Genomic DNA, 10,776 nt, shown 5'->3' on the forward strand with positions numbered 1-10,776 from the left:
AGATGTCGATGTCCCCGTCGTCGCTCCGGGTCCTGATGCTGGCGGCGGCGGCCGTCTTTCTGGCCGTCGCCCTCGTCGTCCGCGCGGCGCGCTGCACCAGCTCGTGCGCAGCCGCGCCCGGCGGCACCGGGCCACGGCGTGAGCGGACGGGCCGATAACCGCGCGCGCCGCCGGCCCGCCCCGCCTATCGTGGCGCGGTGCTGATCAGACGCGAGACCCCCGCCGACGTCGACGCCGTCCGGGCGGTGCACCTCGCCGCCTTCGCCGACCCCGACAAGCCGGACGCCGTACCCGTCGAGGCGGGGCTGGTGGAGGCGCTGCGGGCGGACGCCGGGTGGTTGCCCGCCCTATCCCTCGTCGCCGTCGACGACGACGGGCAGGTCGTGGGGCACGTGGTGGGCACCCGGGGCCGGGTGGCCGGCGAACCGGTCGCGGTGGGGCTGGGCCCGCTCGGCGTGCTGCCAGCCTGGCAGCGGCGCGGCGCCGGCTCCGCCCTGATGCACGCGGTGCTCGGCGCGGCCGACGCGCTCGACGAACCCCTGGTGGTGCTGCTCGGGCACCCCGGCTACTACCCCCGCTTCGGGTTCCGCCCCGCCGTCGACCTCGGCGTCACCCCGCCCCGACCGTGGGGGCCGCAGTTCTTCATGGCGCGCACGCTGAGCGCCTGGCGGCCGTCGATCCGGGGCGAGTTCGCTTACGCGAAGCCGTTCGACGAGCTGTAGGGCGCCGGCGCGCCTTCCCCGCACGTCGCTCGTCCGGCATCATCGGACTATGGGAGAGGTACTGCCGATGCCGAGGCTCGGTGACCTGTTCACCGACATCCGCGGCAGCGACCGGACGATGCGGCTCAGCTGGCACCCCGAGCGGGGCGCTGTGGTGCTGTCCCTCTGGGCGGGCACGGTCTGCCGGGGATCCTTCCGGATGGCCGCCGACGACCTGCCGCGGCTCATGTCGCTGCTCACCGAGATCACCGCGGTGGCCCCGGCCGCCGCGCCGCCGGCTGACGCCGCCCTGGGCGGGCCACCGACGCCGGACGCCGCCGCTCGCCCGTCGGCGGCGTCGCCCGCGGAGCAGACCGGCGAGGTGACGCGGCCCGCCCACCACCGGCCGCTGCCGATCGTCGCGGCCCCGCGCGTCGCCTGAGACGCACGACCGGCGGGGGACGACGGCCCGGGCGGCCGTCGTGCCCGCCGGACCGCCACGGCACCCCGGCGGTAACCGACCGACGTGACGTTCGGGCAGGTCAGTGACACCCGCGGGCCGTTCCGTGCGAACATGTGTTCGTGTCGCGCGAGGCCAACATCCTGCACGCCGACCTCGACGCGTTCTACGCGTCGGTCGAGCAGCGGGACGACCCGCGCCTGCGCGGCCGACCGGTGATCGTCGGCGGCGGCGTCGTCCTCGCGTGCAGCTACGAGGCGAAGGCCCGGGGCGTGCACAGCGCGATGGGCGGCCGGCAGGCCCGCCGGCTCTGCCCGGAGGCGGTCGTCGTACCACCGAGGATGGCGGCCTACACGGCGGCCAGCCGCGCGGTGTTCGAGATCTTCGGGCAGACCACCCCCGTCGTGGAAGGGCTCTCCATCGACGAGGCGTTCCTCGACGTCGGCGGGCTGCGGCGGCTGGTCGGGCCGCCCGCCGACATCGCCGCCCACCTGCGCCGGGAGGTGCGCGCGCGGGTCGGCCTGCCGATCACCGTGGGCGTGGCCCGGACGAAGTTCCTCGCGAAGGTGGCCAGCGGCGTCGCCAAGCCCGACGGCCTGCTGGTCGTCCCGCCCGACGAGGAACTGGCGTTCCTGCATCCGCTGCCGGTCGAGCGACTGTGGGGCGTCGGTCCGGTGACGGCGGCGAAGCTGCGCGAGCGGGGGATCCGGACCGTCGGGCAGGTCGCCCGCCTCGGCGAGGCGACGCTGGTCTCGCTGCTCGGCACGGGTGCCGGCCGGCACCTGCACGCCCTGGCGCACAACCGCGACCCTCGGCCGGTGCAGGTCGGCCGCCGGCGCGGGTCGATGGGCGCGCAGCACGCCCTCGGCGGCACCCCGCACTCCCCCGCCGAACTGGAGGCGATCCTCGCCGGTCTGGTCGACCGGGTGACCCGGCGGATGCGGGCGGCGGCGCGGGCGGGCCGGACGGTCACGCTGCGGCTGCGGTTCGGCGACTACACCCGCGCGACCCGCTCGCACACGGTGGCCAAGGCGACCGCGGACACGACCCCGCTGCTCGGCGCGGCGCGGGCGCTGTTGCGCGCCGCGCTGCCCGAGATCGAGCGGCGCGGCGTGACGCTGATCGGCGTGTCGGTCGGGAACCTGGACGACGCGCCCGTGCAGCCGCCGCTGCCGTTCGACCGCGATCCGGGGGCGGACCTGGACGCGGCGGTGGACGCGGTCCGCGACCGGTTCGGGTCGGGGGCGCTCACCCGGGCGGTGCTGCTGGGTCGCGCGCCGGGCCTGGAGATGCCGCTGCTACCGGACTGATCGACGCGGAGACCGGGCGGTGGTCGTGACGGCGGTCCGCGGCGCCGCCGGTGACGTTCGTCGTCTCGCGCTTCGGGGATCGGCAACGCGACGGGTAGCCGACTGCTCACCTGCCACAACCCGCCGATCGCCGGACCGGCAGCCGGTAGGGCGGAACGGCGCGGGCCACCCGGGGGTGGTCCGCGCCGTTCCGGCTGCGCGGCAGCGGCACCACGGGCCATCGGTACCGGCCGGACGAGCTCAGCCGGCAGGGAGGACGGCCTCGCCCCTGCGGTAGTTCCTGCCGTTGCCGTCGGGGCGGTAGTTGTTCTCCACGTTGCCGGCCGAGTCCACCGAGAACCAGTGGACCGTGGTTCCCGCCGGGACGGTCAGCGTCTCCCCGCCCTCGCGGATGCCGGCGGAGCCGTAGAGCGTCGACGCGTACGTCGGGGCGCCCCGGTCGAGGGTGTAGAAGACCGCCGCCGGCTCGCTCGTGGAGAACGTCACGTTCACCATGCCCGGCGTCGCGCTCGGCGCGACCGCCAGCGTGCTGTGCGGTCGCGCCTTGTCCCTGGCGAAGTCGCGCGCCACCCGCATCAGTTCGACCAGCCCGTTGGCGAACTCCATCGTCTCGGCGTGCGCCTCGTCCCACTCCGGCTGGAACGAGGTGCCGACCTCGAAGTTCCACGCGTAGATGCCGTACCTGTACCAGAGCATGTCCCCGGAGTTGCCGGCCGCCGAGTAGAGCACGTCGGAGATCGGGCCGGTACGCGCCGGGGTGACCGCCATGTTGCGGTGCCGCTTGATGGCGGTCAGGATCCGCGAGGAGGCGCCCCAGAACGCGGACTCCTCGGCCAGGGTCGGCCGCGGCGCGGAGACCCGGTCCGGCAGGGCGTACGCCCCCGGCGACCACATGAAGTAGTTGCCGGAGGAGTGCAAGTTCATCGAGAACCTGATGTTCGGGCGGGCCGCCAGCCAGTCGAGGTTGCGGTTCTCCGGCTCGGACAGCTCGCTCGGGCCGGCGTACGTGCCGCTGGTGCAGCTCGCCGACGCGCCGGAGTAGCCGTCGAAGAGGCTGTACTCGGTGTAGTTGCGGTTGTTGTCCACGCCCCACGAGTTGCGGGCGAGGAAGTCGGCCGCCCCGGTCGACGGGCAGTGGTTGGTCATGTTCTTGCGCTGGGAGTTGAAGTCGTAGAACGAGTAGTGGCCGCCGTCGGGGTTGACCGACGGGGCGATCCAGATGTCGAGGTTGTCGAGCAGTTGCTTCGTCTGCCCGTCGTGCGCGTAGTTGCGCAGCAGCCGCTCGGCGGTCTCGATGGTGACCAGCGGCGGGACCCACTCCCGGGCGTGCTCCTGCGCGTATGCCAGCACGCCCAGCTTCGAGCCGTCGCGGTGCTTGCCGATCCGGATGGCGTACACCGGGTGCGGCTCCCGGGAGACGCTGGCTGGCGCGCTCAGCCCGTCGCTGAGCGGCGTCCGCGCGGCCGGCGCGACCACGCCGGTGCCCGGGCTGCCCCGGTAGGTGTACGCCCGGACCAGCGTCCCGGCCCGGTCGTTGAGGGCCGCGACGACCTGGGCGGCGGTGCTGCTCACCGCGCCGGCGCCGTCGGTGGCCAGGGCGACGCGGATCGCCGTGCCGGTGACGGTCACCGACAGCGGGGCGTTCGCCGCGCCCGGGTCGAGGATCTCCACCGAGAGGTCGTTGCCGCCCCGGTGGCCCCAGGCGAGGGAGTCCACCGCCACCCGGCTGGCGGTGGCGGTGCCGAACACCGCCTGCGCGTGCCGCCGGTAGCCGTTGGTCTTGTACGGCAGTTCGACGATCTCGGCGAGCCGCGGGAACTCGGCGGCCAGTTGGTGGATCCGCGCGTACAGCTCGGTGGGCGTCAGGTAGCTGGTGACGAAGTCCTTCTGGTAGCCCGGTCCCTCCGGGCCGGTGCCCGGGGTCGGCAGCCACTCCTTCACCGTGGCGACGGCCACGTCTCCGGTCGGGCTGGTGATCCGGATCCGGTCGGGACGGCTGGTCACCGTGGCGGCGCCGCGGTGGTACAGGTAGACGCCGGCGTCGACGAAGCGGGAGATCGTCTGCGTGCCGCCGGAGCCGAACCCGGTTCCCGGGCCGCTGTCCCGCTCGACGGTGAGGGGGGTCGCGGCCGTCTGGCCCTGCGCCCACTTCGCCTCGACGGAGAGGATCTTCTCCGCGCCGGAGGTGTAGTAGTCCGCCCGGATGATCTTGACGTCGGAGACGTCCGGGGCGGTCGGGTCGGCAGCGGCGGCGGCGAACTGCCGGTTCTGCGCGGCGTGCCCGGCGATGGTCGCCTCGCGTTCCGCCACCCGCTTTCGGGCGTCGGCGGGCCGGTGCAGCACCTCGCCGAGCCGGAAGCCGGCGGCGGTCAGCGTCGCGGCCTCGCTGGCGGTGACGACCGCGTGCGCGACGACGCCGTCCTCGGTGCGGGAGACGTGGTGGTCGAGGTCGACGCCGGTGGCGACGAGGGCGTCCAGTTGGGCGGTGTCGGCGAGCAGCACCTCGACGACGTTCGCCTCCTCGTCGCCGGCCCGGACCAGGTCGACGGAGGGTGGGGCGACCGGCGCGGTGGCCGAGGCCGGGCTGACCAGCAGCACCACGGCCATGGCCCCGGCCAGCGCGGCGGGGAGGGGCAGGCGGCGTCGCCACCGGGAACCTAGGGGATCACGCATCTGTCGACCCTTCTGTTTCTCGGCACGTGACCGAATGAGACGGCCGAGGGGCCCGCCCGGGGTACGCGGCTCCGCCCCGTCGGTCGCGCGCCACGCTGCGGCGTCACGACCCGGTGGAAGGAAGGTGGTGGGTGTCCGGTTGCGGCGGACCGACGCTGCCCGCGTCGCCGAGCTGCGGACACATCGTCGAGCTGGTGGACGGGAGGCGGCTTCGGTGACGGTCGGTGGACTGAGCCAATCCTCAGCGTGCCCAAAGTGGTCTGTCAATCCCCCGCAGTGCCGCCCTCGACCGGGGAGCCCGCCACGCGACGACGACACAGAGGTTTGAGCGACCCCGCGGCTGGAGAATGGTGGGGGTCGCACCTGCGCTCAAGGGGGGATCACTCGTGTCCGACGCCAACACCGACCGGTCCGATCACCAGGACGACCGTCCCGACGAGGTGACCGACCCGTTGCTGTGGAAGCTTGCCCTGGGCGTGGCCGACGCCCACGAACCGGACGGGGACGGCGGCTGCCGCAACCTGCTCTGCACGGGCCAGGCCTGGCCCTGCCCGGCGTGGAACAATGCCCAGCTCGCGCTGCGCGTGGCCCGGACCGGATCCGCCCAGCCGTCCACCGACGGGCAGGCGGACAGCGGCAACGGGCACGGTGGTCTGCCCGCGGTGCCGGCCCGCCGCGCCCGGCCGGCCGCGCCGAGGGCGACGGCGGCGTAGGGCGCCGCACGCGGACCAAGACGTCCCTCGGTCGCCGCGTGCGGGCGGGAGGCGTACGCGGCCGGCTCCGCCGGGGCAGGGGTGGGCGCCCGGGTCGGGTGCCACCCGGCCCGCCGGGCGGGGCGTGGCCGCCTCAGGGCCGCCCGGCCGCTCCGGTGAGCTGGGCGGCGAGTCTCTTCGGGGCGAGGAGGCGGTAGCTCTCGGTGAGCAGCTCGCCGACCTCGGCCCAGTCGACGCCCTCGTCGAGCACCATGCCCATGACGTCGGCGCCCCAGTCCGCCTTGAAGAACGGGTGGCCGCCGGCCACGAGCGCGTGGACCTCGTCGAGGGGCGCGCGGAACGTCAGCACGCAGGCCGGTTCGTCGGTCGCGGCCGCCCGGGCGTACGCCGTCTGGTGGCCGGGGTCGACGGTGAGCACGTGGGCGAAGGTCCGCTTGCGGATCCGCCAGCGCACGCCCACCCAGGCCGGCTCCTCATAGGTCTCGGGCAGCTCGCGACAGATGGGCCGCAGCCGGTCGAGGAACTCGGGCGGCACGTCTCCGGGGGCGGTCATGGCGCGAACGTAACCGCCACCTCCGACACTTCCACCGCCCCCCGCCGGGGCCCGCCGCGCGTCAGCCGAGGACGGCGGCGTCCGCCTCGTCGAGCCAGCGCCGGTACCAGCGGGCGAACCCCACCGGCGTGCCGTCGTCGTCGAGCAGCGGCCGGAAGCCGCCGTCGTCGGCGGTGTCGTCGGCCCACATCTGCCCGCGTGCGGGGCCGCTGACCACCAGCGCCTCGCGGTTCGCGCAGCCGAGGTGGCACAGGTAGAGCAGCCCGATCGAGTGCTCGGGGACGCAGAGCAGCCTGTCGCGCAGTGCCCAGTAGGCGTCCTCGGCCTCGGTGAACGCCTCGACGGTGTCGTAGTCGTCCTCGTCGGGAGGCTCGGGCAGCCCGTCGGCCGGGTTGAACGCCTCGGTGTGCGGGAACGGCTGGTGCAGCGTCTCCCGATCGGTGAGGTTGGCGCCGTCGCCCTCCCACGCCCAGCGCCCGTCCACCCTGCGCAGCGGGAACACCCCGTAGGCCGGACCGGCCCCGCCCCGACCGGCGGTGAGCAGGAACGACCGGTATTCCTCGGGCAGCTCGACCCGTAACTGCCCCTCCAACTCGGCCAGTTCCCCGGCGCGCAGCGGCGGCTCGAGCGTCCAGCGATGGGTGGGGGCACCGAAGACCCCGTCGCCGCCGGGGTGGGCGGCCAGCCGGGCGAGCCGTCCGCGTACGTCGGACCAGTCGGTGTGCGTCACGGGCGGCACCTTACCGGGGGGCGCCGACAACCGGCGGTGGCCGTCCCCGGCCCGCGCCCGGACGGCACGGGGCGGGGGCGGCACGGGCCGTGCGGACGTTCACCGGGGCGTGGGGACCGCCTCGCGGGCGAGGATGACCGCGCCGAGCAGCGCGGCGTCGTCGGCGAACCGGGACAGCAGCACCTCCGGCGGGTACGGCAGGACCGCGGCGAGCCGCTCCCCCAGCAGGTTACGGATCAGCCCGTTGCCGGCCACCCCGCCGACCAGCACCACCCGCTGCGGGTCCAGCAGCAGGCAGCAGGTGACCAGGTGCCGGGCCAGCTCGTCCACCCGGGCGGTGAGCGCGTCCCGGGCCGGGCCGGGGTCCTCGGCGGCGGCGGCCAGCCCCGGCGCGCCGCCCGCGAGGCCGAGCGAGTCGGCGAGCCCGTCCAGCGCCCGGCCGGAGAAGTCCAGCTCCAGCATCGTGCCCGGCCACGGGCCGCCGGCCACGGCGTACCCGATCTCGCCGGCCGCGCCCCGGTGACCGGCCAGCACCGCGCCGCGCACGGTGACCGCCGCCGCGACCCCGGTGCCGAGGCCGACCACCAGGCCGGGGTCGGCGTCGCGTAGCGCGCCGATCCGCAGCTCGGCCAGGGCGGCGGCGTTCAGGTCGTTGTCGACCGCGACCGCCGGCACCGCCAACGCGTCCCGGACCGCGTCGGCGAGCCGCAGCCGATCCCAGCCGGGCACGTTCGGGGCGAGGTCGATCCCGTCGGGGCGGACCACGCCGGGCGAGGCGATCCCGGCCGCGGCGACCGGCGCGCCGACCTCCCCCACCAGCCTCGCGGCCAGCTCCAGCGCCCGCTCCAGGGCCTGCGGGGCGCCCTCCTCGGCGTGCGTCGGGACCCGCTCGCGGGCCAGCAGCCGGCCCTCGCCGTCGGCCACCCCGACCGCCATCTTGGTGCCGCCGAAGTCGATGCCGAGCAGCACGCCCGCGTCGCCGGCCACCGGCGCGGTCTCGGCGGCCCGACCGGCCAGCCGCACGCTCACCGTGCCGTCCCCGCGGCCACGACCGCCGCGCCGCGCGCGTTCATCGGCCCGCCCGCTCGGCGGCGACCGCGTCCAGCGCCTCGTCGGCGGCGGCCAGCCGGTCCCGGACGGCGGACAGCCGGCCGGCGACCGTCTCGAAGGTGCCCCGCAGCACCGCCACCTGGGCCCGCACGGCGCCCGTGCCGGGGCCGTCGACCTGGGCGCGGTCGAGCACCAGCTCGGGACGTACGGCGGCGGCGATCAGGTCGGCGACCGCCGCGTCGGTCAGCCCGTCGGCGATCCCCTCGGCGGCCGCCCGGACGGTCTGCGCGGTCCAGGTGTCCGGGGCGCCACCGCGGACCAGCCGGCCGACCACCGAGTGGGCGGCCCGGAACGGCACCCCGTGGCGGGTCAGCGCGTCCGCGGCCGCGGTGGTGGTGGCGCCGGAGGCGACGATCTCCTCGGCCGACGGCGGCTCCAGCGGCTCGATCTCGGCGAGGAAGCCCCCGAGCAGGGCGAAGAACCGGTCCGCGCGGTCGTTGCTCTCCCAGAGCCGGACCTGCACGTCGGTGGTGGCGTTGTTGGAGTCCTCCCACCAGGCCGCGCCGACGTTGTTGAGCACCGAGGCGGCGTCGGCGGCGGCGGCCCCGGCCATCGACACGAGGTGCTCCAGCACCACCGGGTTGCGCTTCTGCGGCATGATGCTGCTGCCCTGGGTGAAGTCGCCGGGGGTGGTCACCCAGCGCCAGCTCAGCCAGTCCATCAGCGTACGGGCCAGGCGGGCGCCGGTCGCGAGGGCCTGGGCGTTGAGGGTGCCGACCCGCACGAGGTGGTCGGCGCCGGCCACCGCCTCGTAGGAGTTGGTGACCAGGCCGTCGAAGCCGAGCAGCTCGGCCACCCGGGCCGGGGCGATGTCCAGGTCCGTGCCCGCGAACGCGCAGGAGCCCAGCGGCGAGGTGTTGAGGGTCTCGATCAGGTCGGCGTACGCGACGGCCTCCCCCGCGAGGGCCTCGGCGTAGCCCGCGAGGGCGTGCCCGATGGTGGTGGGCTGGGCCGGCCGGCGGTGGGTGTAGCCGGTGATCACCACGTCGGCGTACCGGTGCGCGGAGTCCAGGGCGGTCGCGCCGGCGGCGAGGACCCGGTCGAGCACCCCGAGCAGCTGGTCGCGCAGCAGCATCCGGAACACGCCGGCGTCGAGGTCGTTGCGACTGCGGGCCATCTGCACGTCCAGCTCGGACGTGGGGATGCCGCACGCCTGCGCCAGCCGCTTCTCCATCAGGTAGTAGGTGTCCTCGAAGGTGCCGTCGAACTCCGGCGCACCGGTGGTGTCGGCGCGCAGTTCGGCCAGCCCGCGCAGCAGCCGGGCGCCCCGCTCGGCGGGGACGAGTCCCTGCTCGGTCAGCATCACCACGTGCGCCTGGCTGGCGCGCACCATCGCCGGGAACAGGTACCCGACGTGGTGGTCGTAGGTCGGCCGCAGGTGGTGCCGCTGGTAGGTGGTCAGCGCGGGTGTGCTCATGACGGTTCTCTACTTCCTTCCGTGCCGGGCGCGGCCGTACACCGCGCCCGGGCGTCAGCCGGTCAGCGGTCCAGGCCGAGCAGGCGCTCGGCGTTCCCGGCGAAGATCGCGCGCAGGTGGTCGTCGGGCAGGCCCAGCTCGCGGCAGATCCGCAGCTGGTCGTCGAGGTAGCGGGTGACGTAGCCGCGCGGGAACCACGACGAGTCGCTGCCGAACACGATCCGGTGCGGGCCGATGGTCTCGTAGCAGCGCCGGAACAGGTCCTCCAGCGTCAGCTTGTACGGCATCCAGCGCACCCACTGGTTCGACCCCGAGGTGTCGACGTGGATGTTCGGGCAGCCCCAGGCGGCGAAGAGCAGGTCCTGCACGTGCTGGACGCCGAAGTGCGGCACCACCACCGCCAACTCCGGGAAGCGGCGGGCCATCCGGGCCAGCTCGTCCGGGCCGCCGTACCGGCCGTGGGAGAGGCCGCCGGCGCTGCCGTAGTGGCCGATGTGGATCAGCACCGGCACGCCGAGGCGCTGGGCGGTGCCCCAGAGCGGGTCGAGGGCCTCGTCGTCGAGCGGACCGCGCAGCAGCGGGGCGAAGAGCTTCAGCCCGCGCAGGCCGCGCTCGACCACCGCGCGTTCCAGCTCGGCGGCGGCGTCCGCGCCGTACGGGTCGTGGTGGGCGAAGCCGAGCAGCAGGTCGGGGTGGCGGTCCACCACGTCGGCGACGGTGTCGTTGCCGCCGCCGGTGACGAAGACCGCCCGGCGGATGTTCACCGCGCGCAGTTCCTCGGCCCACCGGTCCGCCTCGTCCTGCCACCGGGGCGCGGGGGGCTCCGGGTCGGGGAAGCCCCACGCCTGCCGCCACTGCCTGGCGTACGGGGCGGAGCCGGCGGCGCGTACCGCCCGCTCGTGCTCGCCGCCGGGGTGCATGCCCGCGGCGTGTTCACAGCCCCGGACCGTCTCGTCGGCGCCGATGCGGAAGTGCAGGTGGAAGTCGACGACGTCGAGTCCACGGTCGACGGTCACGGTACCTCCTCGGGCTCGGGCCCGTCGGTCGCCGGACCGGCCGGCGGGGCGCCGGCCGACGGACCGCCGGCGGGTGGTGGGGCGGCGCCCCGC

Annotated in this window: 10 protein-coding genes; 4 read left to right on the forward strand and 6 right to left on the reverse strand. The window is 75.4% G+C overall.

The genetic code is table 11. The features are described from left to right. Positions 1 to 197 precede the first annotated feature (197 nt). The 3 genes from ACSNOB_RS21405 (at position 198) to dinB (ending at position 2,471) form a co-directional block, all read left to right on the forward strand. A complete protein-coding gene (locus ACSNOB_RS21405; protein ID WP_436688241.1) occupies positions 198 to 722 on the forward strand; it encodes a GNAT family N-acetyltransferase in 525 nt (174 codons plus the stop codon). A 49-nt stretch (positions 723 to 771) separates the two neighbouring features. Then, on the forward strand, positions 772 to 1,143 hold the full coding sequence (locus ACSNOB_RS21410; protein WP_436688242.1) for a hypothetical protein: 372 nt from the start codon (positions 772 to 774) through the stop codon (positions 1,141 to 1,143). Positions 1,144 to 1,283: 140 nt separating this feature from the next. Next, positions 1,284 to 2,471 carry a DNA polymerase IV gene (gene dinB, locus ACSNOB_RS21415; protein WP_436688243.1) on the forward strand — a complete coding sequence of 396 codons (1,188 nt, stop codon included), beginning with the start codon at positions 1,284 to 1,286 and terminating at the stop codon, positions 2,469 to 2,471. A gap of 240 nt (positions 2,472 to 2,711) precedes the next feature. On the opposite strand, the gene ACSNOB_RS21420 is transcribed toward dinB, so the two are convergent. Beyond that, complete coding sequence (locus ACSNOB_RS21420) at positions 2,712 to 5,144, reverse strand: M14 family metallopeptidase (RefSeq protein ID WP_436688244.1); 2,433 nt, start codon at positions 5,142 to 5,144, stop codon at positions 2,712 to 2,714. Between the two features lie 386 nt (positions 5,145 to 5,530). On the opposite strand from ACSNOB_RS21420, the gene ACSNOB_RS21425 reads away from it, so the two are divergent. Then, positions 5,531 to 5,857 carry a hypothetical protein gene (locus tag ACSNOB_RS21425; RefSeq protein ID WP_436688245.1) on the forward strand — a complete coding sequence of 109 codons (327 nt, stop codon included), beginning with the start codon at positions 5,531 to 5,533 and terminating at the stop codon, positions 5,855 to 5,857. A gap of 133 nt (positions 5,858 to 5,990) precedes the next feature. Here ACSNOB_RS21425 and ACSNOB_RS21430 read toward each other — a convergent pair whose 3' ends face one another. From ACSNOB_RS21430 to ACSNOB_RS21450, 5 genes are all read right to left on the reverse strand, one after another. Then, positions 5,991 to 6,410, reverse strand: a complete 420-nt coding sequence (locus ACSNOB_RS21430; RefSeq protein WP_436688246.1) for an MmcQ/YjbR family DNA-binding protein — start codon at positions 6,408 to 6,410, stop codon at positions 5,991 to 5,993. 61 nt (positions 6,411 to 6,471) lie between these two features. Continuing rightward, a complete protein-coding gene (locus ACSNOB_RS21435) occupies positions 6,472 to 7,140 on the reverse strand; it encodes an SMI1/KNR4 family protein (protein ID WP_436688247.1) in 669 nt (222 codons plus the stop codon). 99 nt (positions 7,141 to 7,239) lie between these two features. Continuing rightward, positions 7,240 to 8,169 carry an ROK family protein gene (locus ACSNOB_RS21440; protein ID WP_436688248.1) on the reverse strand — a complete coding sequence of 310 codons (930 nt, stop codon included), beginning with the start codon at positions 8,167 to 8,169 and terminating at the stop codon, positions 7,240 to 7,242. Positions 8,170 to 8,209: 40 nt separating this feature from the next. Next, positions 8,210 to 9,667, reverse strand: a complete 1,458-nt coding sequence (locus ACSNOB_RS21445) for an argininosuccinate lyase (RefSeq protein WP_436688249.1) — start codon at positions 9,665 to 9,667, stop codon at positions 8,210 to 8,212. Between the two features lie 62 nt (positions 9,668 to 9,729). Then, positions 9,730 to 10,683: an amidohydrolase family protein gene (locus ACSNOB_RS21450; RefSeq protein ID WP_436688250.1), complete on the reverse strand. Its 954-nt coding sequence runs from the start codon at positions 10,681 to 10,683 to the stop codon at positions 9,730 to 9,732. Positions 10,684 to 10,776 lie beyond the last annotated feature (93 nt).

The organism is Micromonospora sp. URMC 106 (genome assembly GCF_051386395.1).
Taxonomy (GTDB): Bacteria; Actinomycetota; Actinomycetes; order Mycobacteriales; family Micromonosporaceae; genus Micromonospora.